The organism is Actinokineospora guangxiensis (assembly GCF_042657845.1).
Classification (GTDB): Bacteria; Actinomycetota; Actinomycetes; order Mycobacteriales; family Pseudonocardiaceae; genus Actinokineospora; species Actinokineospora guangxiensis.
In genome coordinates this window covers 173,579-199,629 of sequence record NZ_JBHSKF010000004.1, presented here as the reverse complement: position 1 = coordinate 199,629, position 26,051 = coordinate 173,579, and the positions used below count along the sequence as shown (strand labels likewise).

The window sequence follows — 26,051 nt, the reverse complement described above, 5'->3', positions numbered from 1 at the left end:
ATCTCACCCACCGCTAGCCCTTGTTCCTGAGCCGCCGAGCGATCTCCGCCTCGACCTCCCGGCTTGACGACTTGCCGTACTCCTTCGCCAGATCGGCCGCCGCCCGAGCGATGTCGGCTTGCGCGACATTCGCCGCCAACCCGGCCACGACGACCAGCCCTTTGACGACCTCGACAATCTTGACCTCGGGAATCGCCGCCACTTCTGCTCCATTCATCGAGTGGACGCGCGAACCGCGGAACACCCGCCCCGTTCACGCGAACGATGAATCGTCGGCATCCCCACCCTGTTACACGGCGACGATCGGCCTCACCCGATGGCACGGCAACGACCGGCGAAGCCGGCTACAGGACGACGAGCAGCACCACGACCGCCGCGAGCGCGAGCACCCCGGCAACCGCCCAAGCGGCATTCCTGCGCCGAAGCGCGGCCTCGGCCGCCCGCTCCGCCTCGACCCGCCGTCTCTCGGCCATCACCTCTTCGTCTCGCCGCCGCTGCTCCTCCACGCCCTTGGCCCGGTGCCGCGCCGCCATCCGCTCACTGCGCTCAGCGCGCTCGCGCCACCGGGCGTTCTCCAGGAACTGGGCGCGGTTGACCCGATCGGCGTCGGTCATCGCGTCCTCGTCGTTCCACGCGTCGTCCCACCCATCAGCGCGAACAGCCACAGCTCTCTCCTTCGCCTCAGCCACGTCCGAGAAACCGCGTGTGCCGTGTATCGCGAAGGGAGGCTCACTGCTACAGCATTCCGCCAACCGGCGGATTACCCGGGGCACCCGGAATCGCCGGGAAAGCCGCGTGTCGATTGTGGTGGGCGCAGCAGGATTTGAACCTGCGACCGCTCGGGTGTAAACCGAGTGCTCTTCCGCTGAGCTATACGCCCGCTCAGCCCCCGGGAACCATCCCCGGGGGCCTGCGAAACCTACGCCAGCTCGGCGACGGCCTTCTTCCAGCCCGCCTGGTCGCGAGCCTCGCCCGGCGCGTTGACCTCGGCGAAGCGGACCGTGCCGGTCTTGTCGATCAGGAAGGTGCCGCGGACCGCCAGGCCGGCCTCCTCGTGGAAGACGCCGTAGGTCTTGGCGACCTCGCCGTGGGGCCAGAAGTCCGAGAGCAGCGGGAAGGTGTAGCCCTGCTGCTCGGCCCACGCCTTGAGGCTGAACGGGGTGTCCACGGACACACCGACGACCTGGACGTCCTTGTCGGAGTAGTCGGCCAGCTCGTCGCGGACCTGGCAGAGCTCGCCTGTGCAGATGCCGCTGAAGGCGAACGGGTAGAACACGAGCAGGACGTTCTTCTCGCCCTGGAACGACGACAGCGACACGGGCTGCTTGTTGGAGTCGTTGAGCGTGAAGTCCGGGGCCTGGGAGCCAACCTCGATCGCCATCTGAGTCCTCACGGTTGCGAAAAGGGCCTGGTGCGCGGACAAGCCTAGGGCACCCGGGCGGCAGGCCGCCCGGGTGTTCGGCAAGTGGGAGTCAGCGCTTGGACTTGACGGACTTGGGTGAGACCAGTCTTGTCCCGATCCAGTCGCTGCCCACGCTCGCGCTGGAGGTCTGGGCCAGGCCCGCCGTCGGCACCGCCTCGGCGATGTCGCTGGGTTCGACGTGGCCGGGTCGGCCGGTCTTGGGCGTGAGGACCCAGATCACGCCATTGTCGGCGAGTGGGCCGATGGCGTCCATGAGGGCGTCGACCAAGTCGCCGTCTTCCTCCCGCCACCACATCAGGACGACGTCCACGACGTCGTCTGAGTCCTCGTCGAGCAGCTCACTCCCGATGCGCTCCTCGACTGCGGCGCGGATCTCGTCGTCCACGTCCTCGTCCCAGCCGATCTCCTGGACGACGGCGTCCTCTGCGATCCCCAGTTTCTCGGCGACGCCTGCGTACCCGGCGTCTCCCGCGGCCACCACGGTGTCTTTCCTCCAGTCCCGCTCGCACGTCCCGCCGGGCGTCTGACCCGTCCGAGGAGCGTAAATGCCTGTTCGGTTAGGCGATAGCGAACACTGAGTGTGGCCACCTGCGCAACCGTCCGCTCTCCGACACGCCGCGATGGTGTAGGCCGAAGCGGCCCCGGGTACCCCTACTGACCAGTAAGGATGACGTCAATCTCGATTCAGTGGAGCATGGCAGAGTGTTCCCTATACGCGCGCGCACGCGCGCGTGGGACCCGCCCGATCGACTAACGACCCAGTCTGGAGTTGCCTTGGCCTCCGAGAACAGCACGGGAGCGCCCGAGCGCGTACGCGTGATCCGCGACGGCCTCGCCGCGCACCTGCCCGACATCGACCCCGAGGAGACGTCGGAGTGGCTGGAGTCGTTCGACGCGGCGCTCGCCTCGGGCGGGCAGCAGCGCGCTCGCTACCTGATGCTCCGGCTGCTGGAGCGCGCCAGGGAGAGCCACGTCGGCGTGCCCGCGCTGACGAGCACGGACTACGTCAACACCATCCCGACCGACCGCGAGCCGTGGTTCCCCGGCGATGAGGAGGTCGAGCGCCGCTACCGCGCCTGGATCAGGTGGAACGCGGCGATGACGGTGCACCGCGCGCAGCGGCCCGGGGTCGGCGTCGGCGGGCACATCTCGACCTACGCCTCCTCCGCGGCGCTCTACGAGGTCGGCTTCAACTGGTTCTTCCGCGGCAAGGACCACCCCGGCGGCGGCGACCACATCTTCGTGCAGGGCCACGCCTCCCCCGGCATCTACGCCCGCGCGTTCCTGGAGGGCCGGATCTCGGCCGACCAGCTCGACGGCTTCCGCCAGGAGCTCTCGCACGCCGGTCCGGGCGGCGGCCTGCCGTCCTACCCGCACCCCCGGCTGATGCCGGACTTCTGGGAGTTCCCGACCGTGTCCATGGGCCTGGGCCCGATGAACGCGATCTACCAGGCCCGGTTCAACCGCTACCTGCGCGACCGCGGCATCAAGGACACCAGCGACCAGCACGTCTGGGCCTTCCTCGGCGACGGCGAGATGGACGAGCCCGAGTCGCGCGGCCTGATCCACGTCGCGGCGAACGAGGGCCTGGACAACCTGACCTTCGTGATCAACTGCAACCTGCAGCGCCTCGACGGCCCGGTCCGCGGCAACGGCAAGATCATCCAGGAGCTGGAGTCCTACTTCCGCGGCGCGGGCTGGAACGTCATCAAGGTCATCTGGGGCCGCGAGTGGGACTCGCTGCTGCACGCCGACCGCGACGGCGCGCTGATCAACCTGATGAACAAGACGCCCGACGGCGACTACCAGACCTACAAGGCCAACGACGGCGCGTTCGTCCGCGAGCACTTCTTCGGCCGCGACCCGCGGACGAAGTCCCTGGTCGAGCCCATGAGCGACCAGGAGATCTGGAACCTCAAGCGCGGCGGCCACGACTACCGCAAGGTCTTCGCCGCCTACCAGGCCGCCATGAACCACAACGGCCAGCCGACGGTGATCCTCGCCAAGACGATCAAGGGCTACAACCTCGGCCCGCACTTCGAGGCCCGCAACGCCACCCACCAGATGAAGAAGATGGCGCTGCAGGACCTCAAGCTCTTCCGCGACACGCTGCGCATCCCGATCGAGGACGCGGAGCTGGAGCACGACCCGTACCTGCCGCCGTACTACCACCCCGGCACCGACGCGCCGGAGATCCAGTACCTGCGGGAGCGCCGCCGCCAGCTCGGCGGGTACCTGCCGGAGCGGCGCGGCAAGGCCAAGGCGCTGGTACTGCCCGGCGACAAGGTCTACGACGTGGTGCGCCGCGGCTCCGGCAAGCAGGACGTGGCCACGACCATGGCGTTCGTCCGGCTGATCCGCGACCTGGCCAAGGACCCGGAGATCGGCCCGCGCATCGTGCCGATCATCCCGGACGAGGCGCGCACGTTCGGCATGGACTCGATGTTCCCGACGCAGAAGATCTACAACCCCAACGGCCAGCTCTACACCTCCGTCGACGCGTCGCTGATGCTGTCGTACAAGGAGAGCGAGCAGGGCCAGATCCTGCACGAGGGCATCAACGAGGCCGGGTCGACGGCGTCGTTCACCGCGGCGGGCACCTCGTACGCCACGCACGGCGAGCCGATGATCCCGGTCTACATCTTCTACTCGATGTTCGGCTTCCAGCGCACCGGCGACGGCCTCTGGGCCGCGGCCGACCAGATGGCGCGCGGCTTCGTCCTCGGCGCCACCGCGGGCCGCACGACGCTGACCGGCGAGGGCCTGCAGCACAACGACGGGCACTCGCTGCTGCTGGCGGCGACCAACCCGGCCGTCGTGGCCTACGACGCGTCCTACGGCTACGAGATCGCCCACATCGTCAAGGACGGTCTGCGCCGCATGTACGGCGAGCAGGCGGAAGACATCTTCTACTACCTCACCGTCTACAACGACCCGTACCCGCAGCCCGCGGAGCCGGAGAACCTGGACGTGGAGGGCCTGCTGCGCGGCCTCTACCGCTACCGCACCGCCGAGGGCGACGGCCCGCGCGCGCAGGTCCTCGCCTCCGGCGTGGCCATGCCGTGGGCGCTGCGGGCGCAGGAGCTGCTCGCCGAGGAGTGGGGCGTGCGCGCCGACATCTGGTCGGCGACGTCCTGGACGGAGCTGCGCCGCGACGGCGTCGACACCGAGCGCCGCAACCTGCTGCACCCGGGCGCCGAGCCGCGCGTCCCGTACGTGACGCAGGTGCTGTCGGACAAGCCCGGCCCGGTGGTCGCGGTCTCGGACTGGATGAGCGCGGTGCCGGACCTGATCCGCCCGTGGGTGCCCACCGACATGGTCACCCTCGGCACCGACGGCTTCGGCTTCTCCGACACCCGCCCCGCCGCCCGCCGCCACTTCATGGTGGACGCCGAGTCGATCACCGTCGGCGTGCTGACCGCCCTGGCCCGCCGCGGCGAGATCGACCCCGCCAAGGCCGCCGAGGCGGCCCGCCGCTACCGCATCGATGACGTCACCGCCGCCGGTCCCCAGACCTCGGACCCCGGCGTCGCGTAGTGATCCCCAGAAGGGCGCCCTCCCCACCGGGAGGGCGCCCTTCTGGCTTCCACCACCTGTCCACAGCCCCCACGTCCGCATGGCCGCCGCCATCCCCACATCGATAACCTGGCGGCGGGGGGCCGGACACCCAGCCCCCCGCACAGCACGAAAAGGGCGCCGGACCCGCAGGCCCGGCGCCCCTCCCCCACTCCTCGCCTAGCGGGGCTTCTGCTGCTCGAACCCGGCAGGCGGCGTCGGCGCGTCCGCGGCCGACGGACCCTGCCCGCGACCCGCCGTCGCGGGCTCCGGCGCGCGGTGGCCCGGCGCGCGCTCCGAGCGCGGCTCCGGCGCCGAGCGGCCGTCGCCTGCCATCTGCGCCTGCGCCCGCTCCAGCCAGCCGCCCCAGCGCTCCTGCATCGGCTTCACCAGACCGCCGCCCAGCCCGATCGCCAGGATCGCGCCGACCGTCGCCAGCACGGTGATCAGCACCGGCGTCGTCACCGTCGTCGCGATGTTCACCTGGTTCAGCGCGGCGATGATCCCGAACGCCAGGATGAAGACGTACGCGATCGTCCCCATCATCGGCGCGAACGACCGGTTGCCCAGCGCCCCGGTCACCAGGTCCCGCACCACCCTGGCCACCGCGGCCGCCACGATCAGTAGCACGATCGCCACCAGAATCCTCGGCAGGAACGCGATGACCTCGTTCAGCAGCTGGCTGACCGGGTTCGACTCCCCGAACACCCCGAACGACAGCTGCAGCGCGATCAGCAGGATGAAGTAGTAGACCAACTTGACGATGATCGTCCCCGGCTCGACCCCGGAACTCCGCGTCAGGTTGGACAGCCCCGTCCGCTCCATGAGGCGGCCGAACCCGACCTTCCCCATCAGCATCCCGAGCCCCTTGGACACCGCCTTAGCAATCAGCCACCCGATGAACAGGATGACCATGAACGCCAGCAACTTGGGCACGAACGTAGCCACCATCGACCACGCGGCCCCAAGCCCCTGCCGGAGCTCTTCACCCATCACGCCTCCAAAACGGACCCCCGACGACAACTGTCCTGTGTGATCCTTTCCCGACGCCCACACCCCGGCAATCTCAAACCCATGCCACGATCGGGGGAATCCCCCCATCCCGCCTGGCATCCACCCCCACCGCGATCCATAGTGGAATCACCGGTGGGGACCGGGGAGATGGCCGCCCGGCATCGAGCGCACCGACATGCCGGGCGGCCCACCGGTTGGGTCTTCCCTGCTCGCGCTTCGCACTTCGCCGGGAACCGGTGGCGTTGCATCTGGGGGCCGAGCCCCCAGACCCCCACGGTGCGGGACCTCTCGAACCAGCGTGGCGGCCCACAGACGTAGGCATCGGCGGTCTCACCCACGGTGCGGGACCTCTCGAACCAGCGTGGCGGCCCACAGACGTAGGCATCGGCGGTCTCACCCACGGTGCGGGATCTTCCGATGCGGGGTGGAAGCCGGCGGTGTAAGCGATAGGCAAGGCGCGCCCACCGCCAAGCAGCGCGCCGGGCGCTACTGCCCTGTCCGGTGGGGTGGAGTCGCTTCGGTGGGGTGCGATGCGCCGCTCAACTCGCTTGACCCACTCAGCGGTGCGTCGCCAGGGGCCCCGCCTAAGCGACGTCGCCCCATCGGACACGCCATCCCACAACGCCACGGAGCTGCATGACGTGTCCGTCGAGGGGGGCTGGTGTGGGAGTCTGGGTGGGTGCGTCTATCTGCGAAGACGTTGGCGGCGGTGGAGCGGGCGTCGGGGAAGTTGGCGTCGGCTGCGGTGGCGGCCATGGATCGGGAGTTCGTCTGGTTCGGGCGGATGCCCGCTGACCAGCGGGCCAGTGTCGTCCTCGTCGCGCAGAACGGGGTCGCCGGGTTCACGGCGTGGTTGAAGGATCCGCGGGAGGCGTTGCGGCTGACGACGGACACCTTTCGCGGGGCGCCGCGGGAGTTGTCGCGGTGGGTGAGTCTGCGCCAGACCGTGGAGATGGTGCGGGTGTCGCTGCGGGTGTTCGAGGAGATGGTGCCCGACCTGGCGGCCGACGACGACGAGCGGGCCGTGCTGTCGGAGGCCGTGCTGCGCTACGGGCGGGAGGTGGCCTTCGCCTCGGCGATGTCCTACGCCTCGGCCGCCGAGGCGCGCGGGGCCTGGGACGCGCGGCTGGAGGCGCTCGTCGTCGACGGGATCGTGCGCGGCGACGCCGAGGAGGCGCTGCTGTCGCGGGCGGCGGCGCTGGGGTGGGACCCGGCCGCGGAGGCCACGGTGCTGGTGGGCAACCCGCCCAGCGACGACCAGCCCACGGTGGTCTACGAGGTGCGCAGCCGGGCCGCGCGGGCGAGCCGGGCCGCGCTGCTCGGGGTGCAGGGGTCGCGGCTGGTGGTGGTGCTCGCGGGGCCGACGGAGAGCGCGGCGGACATGGACGCGCTGCAGCGGATGGCCAAGGCGTTCGGGGACGGGCCCGTCGTGGCCGGGCCGACGGTGGCCTCGCTGGCCGAGGGGCACCGCAGCGCCGCGGACGCGCTGTCCGGACTGCGGGCCGTGGTGGCCTGGCCGGAGGCGCCGCGGCCGGTGCGCTCGGTGGACCTGCTGCCGGAGCGGGCGCTCGCCGGGGACCCGGAGGCCGAGTGGCAGCTGATCGACCGGGTGGCGCGGCCGCTGGAGGAGGCGGGCGGGGCGCTGCTGGAGACCGTCGAGGCCTACCTGGGAGCGGGCGGGGTGCTGGAGACGTGCGCGCGGCAGCTGTTCGTGCACCCGAACACCGTCCGGTACCGGCTGCGGAAGGCGACCGAGCTGACCGGGCGCAACGCGGCGGACCCGAGGGACGCGCTCGTGCTGCGGGTGGCGCTCGCCGTCGGCAGGCTCAGCCGCGCGCGGGGTCTGTGGTGACAGGTATCACTGCGCACAGTCGAACGGGCGGTCCACACAACTTGTCCAGGCACTTTGCGTTCACCTGACAGCAACCTTTGGAGGGTTCCTACAAAGCAGAGCGGTCGACTTCGTCAGCGGCGGCATGCGCGTCGCCCGCTCTGACGGTGTTCAGTAGATAGGTGATCGCGCTACTCGCGCCCGGACAGGGCTCCCAGACCCCCGGCATGCTGTCGGCATGGCTCGAACTCCCGGGCTCGGCCGAGCGCCTGGCGGAGTTCTCCGAGGTCACCGGGCTGGACCTGGCCCGACTGGGCACCACGGCCGACGCGGACGAGATCAAGGACACCGCGATCACCCAGCCGCTGATCGTCGCGGCCACCCTGCTGGCCTTCGCGGCGCTGCGCGAGCGGGTCGAGGTCCCCGCCGACGCGCTCGTCGCCGGGCACTCCATCGGCGAGTTCGCCGCGGCCGCCATGGCCGGGTCGCTGGCCGAGCGCGACGCGCTGGCGCTGGCCGCCGTGCGCGGCCGGGAGATGGCCGCCGCCTGCGAGCTGGAGCCCACCGGCATGGCCGCCCTCGTGCGCGGCACCGAGGCCGACCACCTCGCCCGGCTCGCCGAACTCGACCTCGTCGCGGCCAACCGCAACGGCGCCGGGCAGATCGTCGCCGCCGGGTCCGCGCAGGCGCTCAAGGAGCTGGCCGCCGAGCCGCCGACCGACACCAAGGTCATCCTGCTCAAGGTCGCGGGCGCCTTCCACACCCGCTACATGGCCCCCGCCCAAGAGGCGCTGGCCGCCCACGCCGCGACGCTGGCAACCCCGGCCGACCCGGCGCACACCCTGCTGTCGAACCGCGACGGCGCCGTCGTCACCTCGGGGGCCGACGTACTCGACCGGCTGATCGCCCAGGTCACCAGCCCCGTGCGCTGGGACCTGTGCATGGCGGCCATGCGCGAGCGCGACGTGCGCGCCATCATCGAGCTGCCGCCCGCGGGCGCGCTCGTCGGACTGGCCAAGCGCGAGCTGAAGGGCGTCCCCACCGCCGCCCTCAAGTCCCCCGCCGACCTCGACGCGGTGGTCGAACTGATCGGGAGCACCTCGGCATGACCGCATTGCACATCAACCAGGGCGTGGCCGCGACCCGCCTGCTGGGCGTGGGCAGCTACCAGCCGGAGCGCATCGTCACCAACGACGACCTCGCCGAGATCATGGACACCACCGACGAGTGGGTCCGCGAGCGCGTCGGCATCCGGGAGCGCCGCTTCGCCGAGAAGGACGAGCGCCTGGTCGACATGGCCGTGACCGCCGGGACCAAGGCCCTGGCCGACTCCGGGCTGACCCCGTCCGACGTCGACACCGTCATCCTCGCCAACTGCACCATGCCCACCCCGATCCCCAACGGCGCCGCCCAGGTCGCCGACCGGATCGGGGTGAAGGCCGCGGGCGCCTTCGACCTCAACGCCGCGTGCGCGGGCTTCTGCTACGCCCTCGGCACCGCTTCCGACCTGGTGCGCGCCGGCTCGGCGCGCCGGGTTCTGGTCATCGGCGCGGAGAAGCTGACCGACTGGGTCGAGCCGACCGACCGGGCGAACGCGATCATCTTCGCCGACGGCGCGGGGGCCGCGGTGGTCGGACCGGCCGACACCCCGGGCATCGGCCCGGTCGTGTGGGGCAGCCGCGGCGACCTGGTCGAGATGATCCACATGCGCGACAGCCGGTGGATCTACCAGGAGGGCCAGTCGGTCTTCCGGTGGGCCACCACCCAGATCGCCCCGATCGCGCTGCGCGCGCTGGAAGCGGCGGGCGTCGAGCCCGCCGACGTCGACGTGCTGATCCCGCACCAGGCGAACCTGCGCATCATCGAGGCCATCGCCAAGCGGCTGCGCGCCAAGGGCGCCCGCGAGGACATGGTCGTCGCCGACGACATCGTCTTCTCCGGCAACACCTCATCGGCCTCGATCCCGATGGCGATGGACCACATGCGCGCCGCGGGCCGGATCAAGCCCGGCGACGTCGCGCTGCTCATGGGCTTCGGCGCCGGCCTGTCCTACGCGGGCCAGGTCGTCATCTGCCCCTGATCCACCAGATTTCCCGGCCGGTGTCGTGCCGGCCAGGCAAGCACAACAGGAAGGACGTCAGCGATGGCGGACAAGCCCAGCGATTCGGACATCCTCACCGGCCTCGCCGAGATCGTCGAGGAGGTCGCGGGCGTCTCTCCCGACGACGTGACCGCGGAGAAGTCCTTCGTGGACGACCTGGACATCGACTCGCTGTCGATGGTCGAGATCGCCGTGCAGGCCGAGGACAAGTTCGGCGTGAAGATCCCGGACGACGAGCTCGCCAACCTCAAGACGGTCGGCGACGCGGTGAAGTACGTCTCGGCGAACGTCTGATCCACCCCCACATCCCGGGCCACGCCCGCTAGCGGAGGAACACCCATGAGCAACGTCGACGTAGTCGTCACCGGCATCGGCGCCACCACGCCGCTCGGTGGGACCGTGTCCGCCACTTGGGAAGCGCTGCTGGCGGGCGCGAACGGCATCACCCGCAACGAGTCCGAGTGGGTCGACCGCTTCGACCTGCCCGCGAAGCTGGCCGCGAAGCTCGCCGTCGACCCCAGCGAGGTCCTGCCGCGCGTGCAGGCCCGCAGGCTCGACCGCTGCGAGCAGATCGCGATCATCGCGGCCCGGGAAGCGTGGGCGGACGCGGGCTACGAGCTCCCGTCCGACGAGCACGAGCCGGTGGACCCCGAACGCCTCGGGGTCAGCATCGGCACCGGTATCGGCGGCCCTGTCACCCTGCTCGACCAGGACGACATCCTGGAGACGCACGGGCTGCGCAAGGTCTCGCCGCTCACGGTGCCGATGCTGATGCCCAACGGCCCGGCCGCCCACGTGGGCATCGAGCTGCGCGCCCGCGCGGGCGTGCACTCCCCGGCCTCGGCGTGCGCCTCCGGCGCCGAAGGCCTGGCCACGGCGTACCAGATGATCCAGAGCGGCCGCGCCGACGTGGTCGTCGCCGGCGGCGCCGAGGCGTGCATCCACCCGATCACCGTCGCGGGCTTCGCCCAGTCGCGGACGCTGAGCACCCGCAACGACGAGCCGGACCGCGCGTCCCGCCCGTTCGACACCGAGCGCGACGGCTTCATCCTCGGTGAGGGCGCGGGCGTGCTGGTGCTGGAGCGCGCCGACCACGCCGCCGCGCGCGGGGCCCGGGTGTACGGCAGGCTCGCGGGCTTCGGCATGACCTCCGACGCCCACCACATCACCGGCAACCACCCCGACGGCATCGGCCAGATCCGGGCCATCGAGCACGCCGTGCGCATGGCCGGGCTGACCGCCGCCGACATCGGCCACGTCAACGCCCACGCCACCTCCACGGTGGTCGGCGACGTCGGCGAGGCCGCGGCCATCCGCAAGGCCATCGGCGAGCACGTGGTGCTCACCGCCCCCAAGTCGGCGCTCGGGCACCTGGTCGGCGGGGCGGGCGCGGTCGAGAGCATCATCACGCTGCTGTCGATCTACTACGGCGTCATCCCGGCGACCCGGAACCTGGAGCAGCTGGACCCGAGGGTCGGGTTGGACGTGGTGTCGGGTCAGCCGCGCAAGGTGGAGCTGCAGGCGGCAATCAACGACTCGTTCGGCTTCGGCGGCCACAACGTGGCGCTGGCCTTCACGGCTTAGCCACCGACACGCGAGAAGAGGCGCGGCCCCGAGTGGGCCGCGCCTCTTCTCGCGTCTCCGGTCAGCAGGGGTCGTGCTGGGGGCTGGCGCCGGTGGTGCCCGCGTCGATGCGCCACGCGCCGTTCTCCACCGCCAGCGCGTAGACCACGCGCCAGCGGATGCAGGTCTCGGGCAGCTCCGGCGGTGTGTCCGCCAGGTCCTGGGTGCTGGTGAAGCCGAGCAGGACGCGGGCGCGGTCGGCCGGGCCCGCCTCGATGCGGTGCACGACCACGCTGCCGTCCTGGGTCGAGCGGTAGGCGACCCGCCAGTCGTCCTCGGGGCGGTTCTCGATGTGGGTGCTGGTGACCGTGGTCATCCAGCGCTCGTAGCTGCGGCCGTTGATGGCGTCGAAGTGCGTCTGCAGGAGTTGGCGGACGGTCTCGTACATCGGGTGCCGGATGGCGTCCTCGGTGCCCTGGACCGCGCGGGAGCCGGGCTGTTCGGACGGGGGGACCGCACTGGTGCTGGGGACCACCGGGCGCTGCGTGGTGGCGGGCGCGGACTCGGCGTAGAGGTCGCGGGCGAGCAGGCCGCCCGCCGCGGTGACGACCACCGCGATCAGGACCGCCGGGAGCAGCCAGGTCTGGCGTTCTGCGCGCACGCCTCCACGGTATCCCCGAGTCGCCTGCCGCACCCGGGGATCAGCCGACCTGGTGCAGCCAGGTGATCGGCGCGCCGTCGCCCGCGCGGCGGTAGGGCTCCAGGGCCTCGTCCCAGGAGGCGCCGAGGAGTTCGTCGACCTTGAAGGCGAAGGACTCGCCGCCGCGCGCGCCCGCGGCGAGGGCGCGCAGCTGGTCCTCGCCGACGACGATGTCGCCGTTGGCGCTGGTGCGGGCGTGCCAGATGCCGAGGGCGGGGGCGTAGCACCAGCGCTCGCCGTCGACGCCGGGGCTGGGGTCCTCGGTGACCTCGAAGCGGATCATCGGCCAGGCGCGGAGGGCCGAGGCCAGGCGGGCGCCGCTGCCCGGCTCGCCCGTCCAGGCGTACTCGGCGCGCAGCTGGCCGGGGGCGGCGGGCTGCGGCGTCCAGCGCAGCTCGGCGCGCGCGTCCAGCGTGCCGGAGATAGCCCACTCGACGTGCGGGCATACCGCAGTCGGCGACGAGTGGACGTACACCACGCCTCGGGTGTTTCCACGGGTGCTCACTGCTGACCTCCGGTGCTCGACGAGGATCGTCTTCCCCTACGTCCCTGTCGTTCCGGTGGCCCGCCGCGGGCACGGGCGCGGTATCACCCGGATGCCATTGTGCCCGCAACCGAACACTTTGGCCACACGAACCACCATCACCACCCGAGTCACATCCGGCATCGCGGGCCACGCGATCGGGTGAACTCCGCGACCGCTAGCGTGTTGATCCGGATACTGACCGGAAATCACGCCGATCGGGAGGTGTGACGTGCGGCTGGTTCGATTCGGGGATTCGAGCGGCGCGGCGATGGTCGGCGCCGACGTGCGGGCCGCGCTGGCCTCGCTGGGCCCTGGCCACTCGGTGCTGGGCGGTGTCGCCCTGGTCGACATCCGGCCGCCGGACTTCGAGCACCGCCTCGACGCGGTGATCCTGGTGCCGCGCGGGCTGGTCGTCGTGGTCGGGATCGACCTGCCGGACCCGGCCGTGCGGCTGGAGGCGCCGCTGAGCGGCCAGTGGAAGACCGACGGCTGGCCGCTGGTGCGCCCCGACGGCGCCACGAACCCGGCCGACCCCGCGCTGGCCGCGGGCGCCGAGGTGGCCGAGCGGCTGCACGCCGCGCGGGTGGAGCCGCTGCCGGTGGGCGTGGTGATCGCCGTCGGGCCGTACGTCAAGCAGGTGGTCCAGCCGACGGCGGACCTGGTGCGCGGCATCCGCATCCTGCACCCGGAGACGCTGACCCTGCTGGCCGCCGTGCGCGAGCTGGCCACCCACGACCACGCGTGCTCGGCGCCGCAGGCCGCCCGGCTGCTGTCCGCGCTGCACCCGGGCGTCGACCTGGACACCGCCGCGCTCGTCGCCGAGGGCTTCCCGGAGTCCGCGCCCGCCACCCGGACGACCTTCATCCCCAAGGCCGCCGTCGCCCGGCCCGTCCAGGCCAGCCCGACGCCGAGGCAGGCGGCGGCGCGCAGCGCCCGCCGGGGCCCGCGCTGGCTGCCGATCGCGGCCGCCGCGCTGGTCGTCGTGCTGCTCGTGGTCGGGATCGTGCTGGCGATCAGCTCGGCGGACTCGGCGTCGCGGACCGATCCGCGCACCCCGCCCGCCCCGGTCGGGGTCGACGGCGTGGCCTTCACCGCGCACGGCGCGGCCGCGGAGGCGGACTGCGCCGGGGCCGTCTACGGCGACATCAGGGCGTGGCTGGAGCGCAACGGCTGCAACCAGGTCATCCGGGCCCGCTTCGCCGCCGAGTCCGAGGACGGGCGGGCCGCGCTGCTGGTCACGGTGCTGCGCTTCGCCGCGAGCGCCACGGCCACCGAGCTGCGCGGGGTCGCCGACGAGCCCGGCTCCGGCGGCGTGCGCGACCTGGAGGGGGTCTGGCCCGCCGGGCTCGCGCCGCGCTTCGACGGGGCCGCGTTCGTCACCGGCCGGGAGGGCAACAGCGTCAAGGTCGTCCAGGCGGTGTGGCTCGGCAAGGAGTCCGACCCGGGCGACCCCCGACTCGTCGGCATCGCCGAACGCGCCCTGCGGTTGGCCGTCTCCGGGTAACTCGCCGGGGGGACTTGCCGGGGGGACTTGCCCGGGGAAATGCACAGAATTCGCCCTGATCGCGAAGCTGAAGATTGTTCCGCTCCGCTTTCGGCCGGCGAGTCGGCGCGGCCTGATGCCCGCCGGGCCCGCGAACCGATAAGATCTCCGACATCGGCGACGGAATACCCGGCTGACCGATTCCGACAGGCTCAGACCAATCCGGAGGAAACCGTGGCACAGAAGACCGTTGTCGAGTTGGTGGACGATCTCGACGGTGGCAAGGCCGATGAGACCATCGCCTTCGCCATCGACGGCGTGGACTTCCTCATCGACCTGTCCGCGGAGAACGCCACGCGCCTGCGCGAGTCGCTGGCCGAGTTCGTCGGCCACGCCCGCAAGACCGGCACCAAGCGCGGCAAGGTCGCGGGGCGCAAGGCCCAGGCCGCCGACAAGCCGGACAACCAGGCGATCAGGGAATGGGCCCGCAGCCAGGGGGAGACCATCGCCGAGCGCGGCCGCATCCCGCAGGCGCTGGTGATGCGATTCCAGGAAGCCCACAGCTGAGTTCCGTTTCGTCCGGACGCCGGTCCCGGCGTCCGGACCGATCGGCTATATCCGGGGCAGGCGCTCCGGTGAAGGCGCCGCCCACTGCCCCAGCCTGCGAACGGCGGTGACCGGTGCCGGTTCTGGTCCGTCGTCGGCCAGGAATCGCTCAGGCACCGCGAACGCGGCCGCCCGAAGTGCCCGCAGCATGCCGGTGGTGACCGTTTCCGGATAGCTCCGCGCGCCCCACATCCGCCGCGCCCACTCCGGTTGCAGCGAATAGGCCAAGCGACCGATGGCGACCTGGTACAAGGGCGTCACCATCGCGAGCCTGCCTTTCAAGGGCGGGCGGTGCAGGAAATCACCGACCTCGGCGGCGTCGGGGGTGTGCCGCAGGCTCGGGTACGCCCTGACGAAGTAGTCGCGCAGTTGCTCGACGGTGCTGGGCACGGTCTCCGGGTCGAGGCCGACGAGCCCCGCGCTGGTGCGCTGTTCGTGCAGGTAGCGGTCGGCGTGGGCCTTGGTGATCGGGTAGCCGGCGCGGCGCGCGACGCTCAGGAACGAGCCCACCTCGGTGCAGTGCACCCACATCAGGAGTTCCGGGTCGTCCAAGCCGTAGCGCTCGCCGGTGCCGGGGTCGGTCGCCGACAACGCCCTGTGCACCCGCCGGATGCGGGCGCCCGCGGCCCGCGCCTCGTCGACGGTGCCGTAGGTGACCCGGCCGATGAAGTCCGCGGTGCGCTCCAGCCTGCCCAGCGGGTCGTTGCGGAAGTCGGAGTTCTGCATCACCCCCGCGACCACCCTGGGGTGCAGGGCCTGCAGGAACAGGCTGCGCACGCCGCCGAGGAACGCCGCGGGGTCCGCGTGCAGCTGCCAGGTCACCGAGTCGGGCCCGAACAGCCCGAGTTCGGCGCTGTCGATGACGGCGGGCTGGCTCATGGCCCCAGTCTTCACCCGCGCGGACCGACTATCCAGCCCGGTCCCTCAGATGCCCTTCAGCTCCTCGGCCAGCTCGGCGACCGAGGCCTTGGCGTCGCCGAAGAGCATGGCGGTCTTGGGGTCGAAGTAGAGGGTGTTGTCGACGCCTGCGAACCCCGCCGCCATGCCGCGCTTGAGCACGATGATCGAGCGGCTCTCGTCCACGTTGAGGATCGGCATGCCGTAGATCGGCGAGGACGGGTCGGTGCGGGCCGCGGGGTTGGTGACGTCGTTGGCGCCGATGACGATGGTAACGTCGGTGCGGCCGAACTCGCCGTTGATGTCCTCCATCTCCTTGAGCCGCTCGTAGGGCACGTCGGCCTCGGCGAGCAGGACGTTCATGTGGCCGGGCATGCGGCCCGCCACCGGGTGGATGGCGTAGTACACCGGCACACCGCGCGATTCCAGCAGGTCGGCCATCTCCCGCACGACGTGCTGGGCCTGGGCGACGGCCATGCCGTAGCCGGGGACGACCACGACCTGGTTGGCGTAGGCCATCTGCATCGCGGCGTCGGAGGCGTTGGTCTTGCGGACGCTGCGGTCGCCGTCGACCTCGGCGGCCGGGCCGCCGGTGCCGCCGAACCCCCCGGCGACGATCGCCGGGATGGAGCGGTTCATGGCCTTGGCCATCAGGTTGGTCAGGATGGTGCCGGACGCGCCGACGATCATGCCCGCGACGATCAGCGCGGTGTTGTCCAGCGCCAGGCCCATCGCCGCGGCGCTGAGCCCGGTGAGCGCGTTGAGCAGGGAGATCACGACCGGCATGTCGGCGCCGCCGATGGGCAGCACGACGAGCACGCCCAGCGCGGCCGCCAGCACCAGCAGCCCGATGACGAGGATCTCGGCGGAGACGCCCGCCACGATCGCCACGCCGCAGGCGACGGCGCCCGCGAGCAGCAGGAGGTTGACCGGCTGCTGGAGCCTGCCCGCGCCGATCGGCCTGCCGGGCAGGATCTCCTGGAGCTTGCCGTAGGCGATCAGCGAGCCCCAGAACGACACCGACCCGACGAGCGCGGCGAACAGGCTGGCGATCGCGACGTAGGCGGCGCCGTGGGCGAACCCGTCGCTCTGGCGGTGCTCGACCCACGCGATCAGCGCGACCGCGCCGCCGCCGACGCCGTTGAACAGCGCCACCATCTGCGGCATCGCGGTCATCTTGACCTGCCGCGCCGAGGGCACGCCGACCGCGGTGCCGATGGCGATGCCGAGCAGGATCAGCCACCAGTTGCCCATGCCGGGGATCATCAGCGTGGCGATCACGGCGACACCCATGCCCGCCGCGGCGATCCAGTTGCCGCGCACGGCGGTGCGCGGGCCGGTCAGGCCCATCAGCCCGTAGACGAACAGGGCGAAGGCGACGATGTAGAGGATCTGGACGACCGTCATCGCGTGGTCTCCTCCTTGCCCGCGTCCTTGGCGCTGCCGGAGCGGCCCTTGAACATGCCGAGCATGCGGTCGGTGACCAGGAACCCGCCGACGACGTTGATCGTGCCGAAGGCGATCGCGATCACCAGCAGGATCTTGTCGAGGGTGCCCTCGGCGCCGAGGCCCAGGACGATGAGGCCGCCCAGCAGCACGATGCCGTGGATGGCGTTGGTGCCCGACATCAGCGGCGTGTGCAGGGTGTTGGGCACCTTGGAGATGACCAGGAAGCCGACGAAGCCCGCGAGCACGAGCACGGCCAGGTTCTGCAGCAGCATCTACTCCCCCTCCCCGGTGACGCACGCGCCGCGGACGATCTCGTCGGCGAAGTCCGGCCGCAGCGCGCCGGAGTCGTCGACGAGCAGTTCGATGAGCGCGAGCACGTTGCGCGCGTACAGCTCGCTGGCGTGCTCGGGCATCGTGGCGGGGAGGTTGAGCGGCGCGGTGACGGTGACGTCGTGGGCGACGACCGTGCCGCCGGGCTCGCTCAGCTCGCAGTTGCCGCCGGACTCGCCCGCCAGGTCGACCACGACGCCGCCGGGCCGCATGCCGCGGACCGCCTCGGCGGTGACCAGCCGGGGCGCGGTCCTCCCGGGGACCTGCGCGGTGGTGATGACCGCGTCGAACCCGCCGATGGCCTTGCCGAGCTGGTGCTGCTGCTCCTCGCGCTCGGCGTCGGTGAGGGTGCGGGCGTAGCCGCCGCTGCCCCCGGCCTCGATGCCGAGGTCCAGCCACTGCGCGCCGACCGAGCGGACCTGCTCGGCGACTTCCGGGCGCACGTCGTAGCCGGTGGTGCGCGCGCCGAGGCGCCGGGCGGTGGCCAGCGCCTGCAGGCCCGCGACACCGACGCCGAGCACCAGCACCTTGGCGGGCGGGACGGTGCCCGCGGCGGTGGTCAGCATCGGGAAGAAGCGGGTCAGGTGCTCGGCGGCCAGTAGCGCCGCCCGGTATCCGGCGACGTTGGCCTGCGAGGACAGCGCGTCCATCGACTGGGCCCGGGAGATCCGCGGGATCGACTCCACCGCGTACCCGGTCACCCCCGCCTCGCGCAGCGCGGAGATCCCGGCGGGCGCGGTGAGCGGGGCGAGGAAGCCGATCAGCGACGCGCCGCGGCGCAGCTTCGCGGCCTCGTCGGCGGTGGGGGCGGCGACCTTGACCACGAGGTCGGCCTGCCAGGGATCGCCGAGGGTGGCCCCGGCGGCGGTGTAGGCGTCGTCGGGAATGAGCGCGGCGGTGGCGGCGCCCGGTTCGACAACGACGTCGAGGCCGCGCGAACGCAGTTTCTCGACCACTTTCGGCACGAGCGCCACTCGCCGCTCACCCGCAGCGGTCTCCGTCGGGACGCCTACGACAGTGTTGGCCGTCACACGAGTGGTTTACCACCTCGTGGGTGCACTCCGGCAGGTGGTCAACTTTGCCATTTGTCGGCCTGTTCGCTGTGACCTGCGAAGATACCAGGAAATAACAATCCGTACGTTCGGCTATAACAGCGGCGCGTCAGGATTCGGTCGTCCGCAGGTGACCGGCGGCCTAGCGCACCCGCCAGTGCGCCATGCCCAGGGCGACGATGCGCAGTTGCCGTTCGCCCACCTTCAGCGCGGCGTCGACGTGCTCGGGGTCGCGGGGGGCGTCGAGCAGCGCGGTGACGATGCCGAGCATGCCGGAGACCATGAGGTCGGCGGCCATGCGCAGGTCGTCGGCGTCCCATGCGGACATCCCCGGGAAGCGGGCGAGGTCGGTGGCCAGCTCGCTGCCGATGAAGCGCAGCTCGGTGGCGATGGCGCGGCGCACGTCGGGCACACCGCCGTGGCGCTCGCGGATGAGGAAGCGGAAGTGGTTCTCCCCGGCGAGGACCTGGTCGGCCAGGATGCGCACCGAGCTGCGGATCGCGTCGTCCATGTCGGCCTTGCGGGCCTCGCGGAGCATCCCGCGCAGGGTGCGCATGCTCTCCTCGACGAGGGCGACGCCCAACTCGTCCATCGAGGCGAAGTGGCGGTAGAAGGCGGTCGGGACGATGCCCACCTCGCGGGTGACCTCGCGCAGGCTCAGCCCGGCGAGACTGCTGCGGTCCAGCAGTCTCAGCGCCGCGTCCAACAGCGCCTGCCGCGTCCGCCGTTTGCGCTCCTGCCGGGTCCCCACGACCACATCACTCACGGCGGTGAGCGTACGCGCGTGCTCCACCACTGCTCCGACCACCTTGTTGCGGGGCTCACAGCCGTCCCGGTTGACAGACCGCCCTCTCCCGCGCTTCGCTTTCAGTGTACATCTGTTCACGATGACCGGGAGGGACGATGGCGCTCGGCACCGGACTACGCCTGCTGGAGGCGCTCGCCACCCCGCATGGCCTGGACCGATACCTCGAACTCCTACACCCGATGCTGACCGTTCACGACATCCGGGGTCAGGTCACAGCCGTGCACCGAACCACCTCGGACACGGTGACGCTGAGCATCAGGCCGACGCACCGCTGGCGCGGCTTCAGCGCCGGGCAGTTCGTGCGGGTCTCGGTGGACATCGACGGTGTCCGCCGCACCCGCTGCTACTCCCCCGCCACCTCCGAGCACCGCGACGGCTTCGACCTCACGGTCAAGGCCCACGACGGCGGCCTCGTCTCCGGCTGGCTGCACGCCAACGCCCGACCGGGCCTGGTCGTGCACCTCTCGCAGGCCGAGGGGGCGTTCACCCTCGGCGCCCGGCGGCCCGAGCGGCTGCTGCTGATCAGCGGCGGCAGCGGGATCACCCCGGTCCTGTCGATGCTGCGCACCCTGGCCGAGGAAGACCACCGCGGCGAGGTCGTCTTCCTGCACTACGCCCGCCGCCAGTCCGACGTGCCGCACCTGTTCGCGCTGCGCGCCCTGGCCGAGCGGACCGTGGGCGTCCGGCTCGTCCTGGCCTACACCGACGCCGACACCGATGCAGGCGACCTGCGCGGCTTCTGCACCGAGGAGCACCTGCGCGCCGCGGCGCCCTGGTTCGCCGACGCCCCCGCCTACCTGTGCGGCCCACCCGGGCTCATGAGCTCCGTCCGCGAGATCTACACCCGTCTCGGCGCCGCCGGGCGGCTGCGCACCGAGGAGTTCGCCCCCGCGCCGGTGTCCGCGGGCCTCGCCGACGCGACCGGCGAGGCAGCCGGCGAGGCGAAGGGCACGGTGACCTTCGCCCGCAGCGGGCGCAGCGCGCCGAACTCCGGGCGGACGCTGCTGGAGCAGGCCGAGGCCGCGGGCCTGACACCGGAGCACGGCTGCCGCATGGGCATCTGCTTCTCCTGCACCAGCGTCAAGACCGCCGGGTGCGTGCGCGACGCGCGCAGCGGTGAGGTCTCCGCGGAGGAGGACGAGGAGATCCAGCTGTGCGTCCGGGTCCCGGTCGGCGACGTGACCATCGACATCTGAAGGGCAGGCACCACATGGCTCCCCAGCTCACCCCCGCCCAGTTCGCCGCGCTCGGCCGCGACCTCGACGAGCTGCGCGACCGCGTGCTCGCCGACCTCGGCGAGGCCGACCGCAAGTACATCTACGACGTGGTGAAGGTCCAGCGCGCGCTGGAGGTCGCCGGGCGCGGCCTGCTGTTCCTGGGCTTCCTGCCGCCCGCGTGGCTGGCCGGGGTCGGCGCGCTGTCGCTGTCGAAGATCCTCGACAACATGGAGATCGGCCACAACGTCATGCACGGCCAGTACGACTGGATGCGCGACCCGGCCCTGAACTCCCGCATGTTCGAGTGGGACACCGTCGCGCCCGCGGCGAACTGGAAGCACTCGCACAACTACGTGCACCACACCTACACCAACATCCTCGGCAAGGACCGCGACATCGGCTACGGCATCCTGCGCATGGACACCGAGCAGAAGTGGAACCCGTACTACCTCGGCAATCCCGTGTACGCGACGCTGCTGGCCGTGTTCTTCCAGTGGGGCGTCATGCTGCACGACCTGGAGATCGAGAAGGTGGCCTCCGGGGAGAAGGCGTGGTCGGAGACCGCGCCGGAGCGCAAGCGCATGTGGCACAAGGGGATCAAGCAGGTCATCAAGGACTACGCGCTGTTCCCCGCGCTGACCGGCCCGCTGTTCGTGCCGACTCTCGTCGGCAACGCCACAGCCAACCTCGTGCGCAACCTGTGGGCCTTCTCCATCATCTTCTGCGGCCACTTCCCCACCGGTGTGGAGTCCTTCACCGAGGAGGAGACGCGGGACGAGACCCGCGGGCAGTGGTACTACCGGCAGATGCTGGGCTCGGCCAACATCACCGGCGGCCCGCTGTTCCACGTGCTCACCGGCAACCTCTCCCACCAGATCGAGCACCACCTGTTCCCGGACATCCCGGCCCGGCGCTACCCGCAGATCGCGCCCGAGGTGCGGGCGATCTGCGCGAAGTACGGGCTGCCGTACAACACCGGCGGACTCGCCAAGCAGCTCGGCTCGGTGTTCGGCAAGATCGTGCGGCTCGCGCTCCCGAACCGCGCCCCGGCCGGTACCGTCGACGACGACCGCGCACGGCGTGCGGCGTGAGGAGCAGCGCGATGGTGAGCGAGTTCGAGACCCGCAAGGACACGGTGCAGGAGCTGACGGAGTCCGCCGCCGACCACGTCGGCCGCATCGCCCAGATCATCGCCGGAGCCGTGCGCGACATCGCCAGGGAAGTCGGCGACTGGGCCACCGACGTCATCGAGATGAACGAGGCGAGCAGGCGCGCCCGCGCCGACGACCGCGCCCCGGATGCTCCGGTTGTCGTGAACGACACCCCCTGATAAGCCACGAATGAGTACGCCCGATCCCGTGGTTTGCCCACTGGTGGCCACGATCGGTGAGGCGGTTCGGGGCCGGTACCCGCTCGGATGGCACTGATCGGGTCCTATCATTTCCACTCGTCCGATGAATCGTCGGGCCGCATTCTGTCTGCCAGGCTCGGAAGTGACCGCAACGTCCGTCCAGCTAGGAGAGACAGCATGCGCATTGCGGCAAGACGACTCGGCACCGCCCTCGGCGCGTCCGTGCTCGCGCTCGGTATGACCGCGACGGGGGCATCGGCGACCGCAGCCGAGTCCGCCGCGCCCTCCGAGACCCAGAACTGCTGCGGGCTCATCATCGATTTGGGCATCATCGGGGACATCGACCTCGACCTCGGGGTGGACATCGACGCCGACGTCGACCTTGACGCCGATGTGGACGCCGATGTGGACGCCGGTGTCGACGCAGACGTGGATGCAGACGTGGATGTCGACGCCGGGGTGGACGGCGACGTGGACGCCGGCGTCGACGTCGATCTCGGTGACGGCCCGGTCGTGGACGTCGACCTCGGCGGCGACGGTGACGGCATCGACATCGACCTGGGTGTCGACGCCGACCTCGGCGCTGATGTGGACGCCGACCTCGACGCCGACGTGGACGTGGACGCCGGTGTGGACGCCGGTGTGGACGTGGACGCGGGTGTCGACGCGGACATCGACGCCGGAGTCGACGCGGGCACCGACGGCGGCATCGGCGGCGGCCCGAACGTGGTCGCGGAGGTCAACGACGGCTTCTCCGGCGGCACCATCGACCTCGGCGTGCTCGACAGCGGTGAGATCCAGTGGGGTCACGTCGAGTTCGACGGCATCGACGCCGACGACCCGCAGGTCCCCGGCGGTGACGAGGGCGACGGCGGCGGCATCGGTATCGACATCGACCTCGGCGTGGACGCGGACGTCGACCTCGACGCGGACGTGGACCTCGACCTCGGTGTCGACGCGGACATCGACGCCGGCGTGGACGCGGACGTGGACCTGGGCGCGGACATCGACGCTGATGTGGATGCCGACGTGGACGCCGACGCGGACATCGACGCCGGTGTCGACGCGGACGTGGACGCCGATGTGGACGCGGGCACTGACGGGTAAGCGGAGGGAACAACGACTCTGAGGCGGCGTGGCGCCCCCTCTCCCGACCGGGCGGGAGGAGGGGGCGCCCGCACGTGCGGGCTCAGAGCAGCGGCGGGACGAGCGCGTCGATGAGGTGCGGGCCGGGTTCGGCCAGGGCCCGCTGGAACTGCTCGGCCAGCTCCTCGGCGGTGCGCGCCCGGGTCGCCGGGACGCCCATTCCCTGGGCGATCGCCACGAAGTCCATGTCCGGTGTGGACAGGTCGAGCAGCGACTTCGCCTTGGGGCCCGCGCCTTCCACGCCGACGCGGGCGAGTTCCATGCGCAGGATGGCGTAGGCGCGGTTGTTGAGCAGCACCGTGGTGACGTTGAGGTTCTCCCTGGCCATCGTCCACAGCGCCGACATCGTGTACATCGCCGAGCCGTCGGACTGCAGGCAGACCACCGGCCGGTCGGGGCAGGCGATCGCCGCGCCGACCGCGACCGGCAGGCCTTGGCCGATCGCGCCGCCGGTCAGGGTCAGCACGTCGTGGCGCGGGGCGCCCGCGGTCGCCGTCGGCACCAGGATGCCGGAGGTGTTGGACTCGTCGGAGATGATCGCGCCGTCGGGCAGCAGCGCGCCGATGACGTCAGCCCAGTTCTGCGGGGTGAGGTCGCCGGTGGGCAGCTCGGGCCGGGAGGCTTCCTTCAGCACCGGCTCGGTGTCGGCGGCGACCGCCTCGGCCAGGCGTTCCATGGCGTCGAGCACGTCGTCGCCGACCTCGGCCAGAACGTGCACCTGGCAGCCATCGGGGGTCAGCTCGCTGGGCTTGCCGGGGTAGGCGAAGAACGACACGGGGGCCTTCGCCCCGACCAGCACCAGGTTCCTCACGCCGGTGAGCTGCCATTGCACCTGCTCGGCGAGGTAGCCGAGCCGGTCGACGGCGGGCAGGCCCGCGCCGCGCTCGATGCGCGCGGGGAAGGTCTCGGCGAACAGCTTGGTCCCGGTGGCGGCGGCGATGCGGCTCGCGGCGCGCAGGCCGCGCTCGCGGGTGACGCCGGAGCCCAGCAGCAGCACGGTGTTCTCGCCGAGTGCGTCCGCCACTTCGCTGATCCGGTCGTCGGCGACGGTGGCGGGCGCGGGCGGGAGGACCTCGGCAGCGGCCTCGCCGCCCTCGCCCCAGGACACGTCGGCGGGCAGCACCAGGTTCGCGATGCGGCCCCCGCGGGCGGCGGCGACGGCCTCGGCGGCGTCCTTGCCCACCGACGCCGGGTCGCCCGAGGTGCGGCTCCAGCCGTTCGTCCAGGCGTTGAGCCCGTCGATGTCGGACTCCAGCGGCGCGTCGAAGCCCTTGTGGGTGAGCGCGTGGTCGCCGATGACGTTGACGATCGGGGTGCGGGCGCGGCGGGCGTTGTGCAGGTTGGCCAGGCCGTTGACCATGCCGGGGCCCAGGTGCAGCAGCGTCGCGGCGGGCTTGTCGGCCATCCGCCCGTAGCCGTCGGCCGCGCCGGTCACCACGCCCTCGAACAGGGCGAGCACACCGCGCATCTCCGGGACGGTGTCCAGCGCGGCGACGAAGTGCATCTCCGAGGTGCCGGGGTTGGCGAAGCACACGTCGACACCGGAGTCGACGAGCGTGCGGATGAGGGACTGGGCGCCGTTCATGGGGGCGTTCATGTGGTCCGTTCCGTCAGTCGAAGAGGACACCGGGGTTGAGCACGCCCTCCGGGTCGAAGGCGTGCTTGACGCGCTTCATCAGCGCGATCTTGGCCGGGTCCTCCAGGTCGAGGAAGTACTGCTTCTTCGCGTGGCCGACGCCGTGCTCGCCGGAGATCGCGCCGCCCAGCTCCATGCTCGCGGCGAACAGCCCGTGCAGGGCCTTGCCGCGCTTGTCGGCGTCCTTCTGGAACACCGCCAGGTGCACGTTCCCGTCGCCCGCGTGCCCGCAGCCGACGACGAAGGTCTCGGTCTCCTGGGCGATCTTCTGCACGCGGGCCATGAACTCCGGCAGCGCCGCGCGCGGCAGCACGGTGTCGATCACGTCGTCGGCGCCCGCGTTCTTGGCGGTGTGGAAGGCCTGCTCGCGGGCCTCGATCAGGCGCCGCGCCGAGGGGCCGGGCAGCACGTAGGCGTCGACCGCGCCGAGGCCGGTGAGCAGTTCGCCGGTGGCGGCGATGTCGTCGTCGAGGCGGTCGGCGTCGCGGTTCTCCAGCATCACCACCAGGTAGGCCTGGGAGGTGTCGCGGACGCTGTCGGGGATGCCGAGCTGCAAGTCGTGGGTGTAGGTGATCGCGCCCATCGTCATGGCGTCGATGTACTCCAGGATCAGCGGCCCGATGCCGCTGGCCACCACCTTGGGGACCGCGCCGACCACGGCGGCCAGGTCGCCGAAGGGCGCCAGGATCGTCGCCTGGTGGGCGACCCTGGGCTGCAGCTTCAGTGTGGCCTCGGTGACCAGGGCGAGGGTGCCCTCCGAGCCGACGATCAGCTGGGTGAGGTCGTAGCCGGTGCTGGCCTTGACGTACTTGCCGCCGGAGCGGATCACCTCGCCGGTGGGCAGCACCGCCTCCACGCCCAGCACGTGGTGGCGGGTCACGCCGTAGCGCACCGCGCGCATGCCGCCCGCGTTCGTCGCCACGTTGCCGCCGAGGCTCCCGCCCAGCTCACCGGGGTAGACGGGGTAGACGAGGCCGTGCTCGGCGGTCTTCTCGTCCAGCTCGCGCAGCGTCACGCCGGGCTGCACCACGGCGACGTGGTTGTCGGTGTCGATCTCCAGGACGCGGTTCATCCGCTCGAAGGAGACCAGGATCGCCTCGGCGCGCGGCACGGCGGCCCCGGAGAGCCCGGTGCCGCTGCCGCGCGCGGTGACCGGGGTGCCGGTCTCGGTGGCGGCGGTGAGGATCTCGGCGATCTCGGCCGCGCTGCCCGGCTTGACGACGAAGGCGGGCCGGGTGGCCTGGCTGGTGAGCCCCTCGTCGCGGGCGTAGTCCTCCCCCGCGTCCGCGCCGTCTCGCACGTTGGCCTCACCGACGATCCCGGCGAGCCGCGAGCGCATGTCCGTCATGGGACTCCCTCCGCC

General features: G+C 71.6%; 26 protein-coding genes and 1 tRNA gene. 12 read left to right on the top strand and 15 right to left on the bottom strand.

From position 1 onward, the window contains the following. Positions 1 to 13 precede the first annotated feature (13 nt). The 5 genes from ACFPM7_RS11215 to ACFPM7_RS11195 form a co-directional block, all read right to left on the bottom strand. Positions 14 to 202, bottom strand: a complete 189-nt coding sequence (locus ACFPM7_RS11215; protein WP_378246766.1) for a hypothetical protein — start codon at positions 200 to 202, stop codon at positions 14 to 16. Between the two features lie 142 nt (positions 203 to 344). After that, complete coding sequence (locus ACFPM7_RS11210; RefSeq protein WP_378246764.1) at positions 345 to 665, bottom strand: hypothetical protein; 321 nt, start codon at positions 663 to 665, stop codon at positions 345 to 347. A gap of 140 nt (positions 666 to 805) precedes the next feature. Then, a tRNA-Val gene (locus ACFPM7_RS11205) sits at positions 806 to 880 on the bottom strand. 39 nt (positions 881 to 919) lie between these two features. Beyond that, on the bottom strand, positions 920 to 1,381 hold the full coding sequence (locus ACFPM7_RS11200; RefSeq protein WP_378246762.1) for a peroxiredoxin: 462 nt from the start codon (positions 1,379 to 1,381) through the stop codon (positions 920 to 922). A gap of 91 nt (positions 1,382 to 1,472) precedes the next feature. Continuing rightward, entirely contained in the window at positions 1,473 to 1,904 is a 432-nt protein-coding gene (locus ACFPM7_RS11195; protein WP_378246760.1) for a DUF3052 domain-containing protein, read from the bottom strand. A 293-nt stretch (positions 1,905 to 2,197) separates the two neighbouring features. Between ACFPM7_RS11195 and aceE the strand changes: the two genes are divergently transcribed. Beyond that, positions 2,198 to 4,960 (top strand): pyruvate dehydrogenase (acetyl-transferring), homodimeric type, encoded by a 2,763-nt coding sequence (aceE, locus tag ACFPM7_RS11190; RefSeq protein ID WP_378246758.1) that lies wholly within the window; start codon positions 2,198 to 2,200, stop codon positions 4,958 to 4,960. A gap of 198 nt (positions 4,961 to 5,158) precedes the next feature. Here aceE and ACFPM7_RS11185 read toward each other — a convergent pair whose 3' ends face one another. Beyond that, positions 5,159 to 5,971: a mechanosensitive ion channel family protein gene (locus ACFPM7_RS11185; RefSeq protein WP_378247225.1), complete on the bottom strand. Its 813-nt coding sequence runs from the start codon at positions 5,969 to 5,971 to the stop codon at positions 5,159 to 5,161. Positions 5,972 to 6,671: 700 nt separating this feature from the next. Between ACFPM7_RS11185 and ACFPM7_RS11180 the strand changes: the two genes are divergently transcribed. The 5 genes from ACFPM7_RS11180 (at position 6,672) to ACFPM7_RS11160 (ending at position 11,508) form a co-directional block, all read left to right on the top strand. After that, complete coding sequence (locus ACFPM7_RS11180; RefSeq protein WP_378246756.1) at positions 6,672 to 7,844, top strand: PucR family transcriptional regulator; 1,173 nt, start codon at positions 6,672 to 6,674, stop codon at positions 7,842 to 7,844. Positions 7,845 to 8,005: 161 nt separating this feature from the next. After that, the gene (locus tag ACFPM7_RS11175; RefSeq protein ID WP_378246754.1) at positions 8,006 to 8,932 is read left to right on the top strand and encodes an ACP S-malonyltransferase; all 927 of its coding nucleotides are present in this window, start codon (positions 8,006 to 8,008) and stop codon (positions 8,930 to 8,932) included. Continuing rightward, a complete protein-coding gene (locus ACFPM7_RS11170) occupies positions 8,929 to 9,903 on the top strand; it encodes a beta-ketoacyl-ACP synthase III (RefSeq protein WP_378246752.1) in 975 nt (324 codons plus the stop codon). The genes ACFPM7_RS11175 and ACFPM7_RS11170 overlap by 4 nt, the downstream gene beginning before the upstream one ends. 63 nt (positions 9,904 to 9,966) lie before the next feature. Next, on the top strand, positions 9,967 to 10,218 hold the full coding sequence (locus tag ACFPM7_RS11165; RefSeq protein WP_378246750.1) for an acyl carrier protein: 252 nt from the start codon (positions 9,967 to 9,969) through the stop codon (positions 10,216 to 10,218). A 45-nt stretch (positions 10,219 to 10,263) separates the two neighbouring features. After that, positions 10,264 to 11,508 (top strand): beta-ketoacyl-[acyl-carrier-protein] synthase family protein, encoded by a 1,245-nt coding sequence (locus ACFPM7_RS11160; protein WP_378246748.1) that lies wholly within the window; start codon positions 10,264 to 10,266, stop codon positions 11,506 to 11,508. Positions 11,509 to 11,569: 61 nt separating this feature from the next. Here the strand turns inward: ACFPM7_RS11160 and ACFPM7_RS11155 are convergent, their stop codons facing one another. Both ACFPM7_RS11155 and ACFPM7_RS11150 read right to left on the bottom strand, forming a co-directional pair. Then, a complete protein-coding gene (locus ACFPM7_RS11155) occupies positions 11,570 to 12,148 on the bottom strand; it encodes a hypothetical protein (RefSeq protein ID WP_378246746.1) in 579 nt (192 codons plus the stop codon). Between the two features lie 40 nt (positions 12,149 to 12,188). After that, positions 12,189 to 12,692 (bottom strand): DUF3145 domain-containing protein, encoded by a 504-nt coding sequence (locus ACFPM7_RS11150; protein WP_378246744.1) that lies wholly within the window; start codon positions 12,690 to 12,692, stop codon positions 12,189 to 12,191. A 250-nt stretch (positions 12,693 to 12,942) separates the two neighbouring features. On the opposite strand from ACFPM7_RS11150, the gene ACFPM7_RS11145 reads away from it, so the two are divergent. Together ACFPM7_RS11145 and ACFPM7_RS11140 are read left to right on the top strand one after the other, a co-directional pair. Further along, entirely contained in the window at positions 12,943 to 14,217 is a 1,275-nt protein-coding gene (locus ACFPM7_RS11145; protein WP_378246742.1) for a hypothetical protein, read from the top strand. A 213-nt stretch (positions 14,218 to 14,430) separates the two neighbouring features. Next, entirely contained in the window at positions 14,431 to 14,763 is a 333-nt protein-coding gene (locus ACFPM7_RS11140; protein ID WP_378246741.1) for a histone-like nucleoid-structuring protein Lsr2, read from the top strand. A gap of 45 nt (positions 14,764 to 14,808) precedes the next feature. Here ACFPM7_RS11140 and ACFPM7_RS11135 read toward each other — a convergent pair whose 3' ends face one another. The 5 genes from ACFPM7_RS11135 to ACFPM7_RS11115 all read right to left on the bottom strand — a co-directional run bounded on the left by ACFPM7_RS11135 (position 14,809) and on the right by ACFPM7_RS11115 (position 19,296). Beyond that, positions 14,809 to 15,681 carry an oxygenase MpaB family protein gene (locus tag ACFPM7_RS11135; RefSeq protein WP_378246739.1) on the bottom strand — a complete coding sequence of 291 codons (873 nt, stop codon included), beginning with the start codon at positions 15,679 to 15,681 and terminating at the stop codon, positions 14,809 to 14,811. Between the two features lie 45 nt (positions 15,682 to 15,726). Next, positions 15,727 to 17,106: an NAD(P)(+) transhydrogenase (Re/Si-specific) subunit beta gene (locus ACFPM7_RS11130; protein WP_378246737.1), complete on the bottom strand. Its 1,380-nt coding sequence runs from the start codon at positions 17,104 to 17,106 to the stop codon at positions 15,727 to 15,729. Continuing rightward, positions 17,103 to 17,420 carry an NAD(P) transhydrogenase subunit alpha part 2 gene (locus ACFPM7_RS11125; RefSeq protein WP_378246735.1) on the bottom strand — a complete coding sequence of 106 codons (318 nt, stop codon included), beginning with the start codon at positions 17,418 to 17,420 and terminating at the stop codon, positions 17,103 to 17,105. The genes ACFPM7_RS11130 and ACFPM7_RS11125 overlap by 4 nt, the downstream gene beginning before the upstream one ends. Beyond that, positions 17,421 to 18,509 (bottom strand): Re/Si-specific NAD(P)(+) transhydrogenase subunit alpha, encoded by a 1,089-nt coding sequence (locus ACFPM7_RS11120; RefSeq protein ID WP_378246733.1) that lies wholly within the window; start codon positions 18,507 to 18,509, stop codon positions 17,421 to 17,423. A 163-nt stretch (positions 18,510 to 18,672) separates the two neighbouring features. Continuing rightward, the gene (locus ACFPM7_RS11115) at positions 18,673 to 19,296 is read right to left on the bottom strand and encodes a TetR family transcriptional regulator (RefSeq protein ID WP_378246731.1); all 624 of its coding nucleotides are present in this window, start codon (positions 19,294 to 19,296) and stop codon (positions 18,673 to 18,675) included. A 137-nt stretch (positions 19,297 to 19,433) separates the two neighbouring features. Here ACFPM7_RS11115 and ACFPM7_RS11110 point away from each other — a divergent pair, with 137 nt between their 5' ends. The 4 genes from ACFPM7_RS11110 to ACFPM7_RS11095 all read left to right on the top strand — a co-directional run bounded on the left by ACFPM7_RS11110 (position 19,434) and on the right by ACFPM7_RS11095 (position 23,013). Next, the gene (locus ACFPM7_RS11110) at positions 19,434 to 20,534 is read left to right on the top strand and encodes a ferredoxin reductase (protein WP_378246729.1); all 1,101 of its coding nucleotides are present in this window, start codon (positions 19,434 to 19,436) and stop codon (positions 20,532 to 20,534) included. Between the two features lie 14 nt (positions 20,535 to 20,548). After that, positions 20,549 to 21,646 carry a fatty acid desaturase family protein gene (locus ACFPM7_RS11105; RefSeq protein ID WP_378246727.1) on the top strand — a complete coding sequence of 366 codons (1,098 nt, stop codon included), beginning with the start codon at positions 20,549 to 20,551 and terminating at the stop codon, positions 21,644 to 21,646. Between the two features lie 11 nt (positions 21,647 to 21,657). Next, positions 21,658 to 21,885, top strand: coding sequence for a hypothetical protein (locus ACFPM7_RS11100; protein WP_378246725.1), 228 nt, complete (start codon positions 21,658 to 21,660; stop codon positions 21,883 to 21,885). 87 nt (positions 21,886 to 21,972) lie between these two features. Beyond that, the gene (locus ACFPM7_RS11095) at positions 21,973 to 23,013 is read left to right on the top strand and encodes a hypothetical protein (RefSeq protein WP_378246723.1); all 1,041 of its coding nucleotides are present in this window, start codon (positions 21,973 to 21,975) and stop codon (positions 23,011 to 23,013) included. Positions 23,014 to 23,095: 82 nt separating this feature from the next. Here ACFPM7_RS11095 and ACFPM7_RS11090 read toward each other — a convergent pair whose 3' ends face one another. After that, positions 23,096 to 24,637 carry an acetolactate synthase large subunit gene (locus ACFPM7_RS11090; protein WP_378247223.1) on the bottom strand — a complete coding sequence of 514 codons (1,542 nt, stop codon included), beginning with the start codon at positions 24,635 to 24,637 and terminating at the stop codon, positions 23,096 to 23,098. Between the two features lie 25 nt (positions 24,638 to 24,662). After that, positions 24,663 to 26,036, bottom strand: coding sequence for an FAD-binding oxidoreductase (locus ACFPM7_RS11085; RefSeq protein WP_378246722.1), 1,374 nt, complete (start codon positions 26,034 to 26,036; stop codon positions 24,663 to 24,665). Positions 26,037 to 26,051 lie beyond the last annotated feature (15 nt).

Bases quoted from the DNA above. Each gene is read 5' to 3' on its own strand.
- ACFPM7_RS11105 (WP_378246727.1), top strand. From the start codon at position 20,549: ATGGCTCCCCAGCTCACCCCCGCCCAGTTCGCCGCGCTCGGCCGCGAC.
- ACFPM7_RS11125 (WP_378246735.1), bottom strand. From the start codon at position 17,420: ATGCTGCTGCAGAACCTGGCCGTGCTCGTGCTCGCGGGCTTCGTCGGC.
- ACFPM7_RS11200 (WP_378246762.1), bottom strand. From the start codon at position 1,381: ATGGCGATCGAGGTTGGCTCCCAGGCCCCGGACTTCACGCTCAACGAC.
- ACFPM7_RS11085 (WP_378246722.1), bottom strand. From the start codon at position 26,036: ATGACGGACATGCGCTCGCGGCTCGCCGGGATCGTCGGTGAGGCCAAC.
- ACFPM7_RS11135 (WP_378246739.1), bottom strand. From the start codon at position 15,681: ATGAGCCAGCCCGCCGTCATCGACAGCGCCGAACTCGGGCTGTTCGGG.
- ACFPM7_RS11165 (WP_378246750.1), top strand. From the start codon at position 9,967: ATGGCGGACAAGCCCAGCGATTCGGACATCCTCACCGGCCTCGCCGAG.
- ACFPM7_RS11185 (WP_378247225.1), bottom strand. From the start codon at position 5,971: ATGGGTGAAGAGCTCCGGCAGGGGCTTGGGGCCGCGTGGTCGATGGTG.
- ACFPM7_RS11170 (WP_378246752.1), top strand. From the start codon at position 8,929: ATGACCGCATTGCACATCAACCAGGGCGTGGCCGCGACCCGCCTGCTG.
- ACFPM7_RS11095 (WP_378246723.1), top strand. From the start codon at position 21,973: ATGGCACTGATCGGGTCCTATCATTTCCACTCGTCCGATGAATCGTCG.
- ACFPM7_RS11100 (WP_378246725.1), top strand. From the start codon at position 21,658: ATGGTGAGCGAGTTCGAGACCCGCAAGGACACGGTGCAGGAGCTGACG.
- ACFPM7_RS11160 (WP_378246748.1), top strand. From the start codon at position 10,264: ATGAGCAACGTCGACGTAGTCGTCACCGGCATCGGCGCCACCACGCCG.
- ACFPM7_RS11110 (WP_378246729.1), top strand. From the start codon at position 19,434: ATGGCGCTCGGCACCGGACTACGCCTGCTGGAGGCGCTCGCCACCCCG.
- ACFPM7_RS11090 (WP_378247223.1), bottom strand. From the start codon at position 24,637: ATGAACGGCGCCCAGTCCCTCATCCGCACGCTCGTCGACTCCGGTGTC.
- ACFPM7_RS11130 (WP_378246737.1), bottom strand. From the start codon at position 17,106: ATGACGGTCGTCCAGATCCTCTACATCGTCGCCTTCGCCCTGTTCGTC.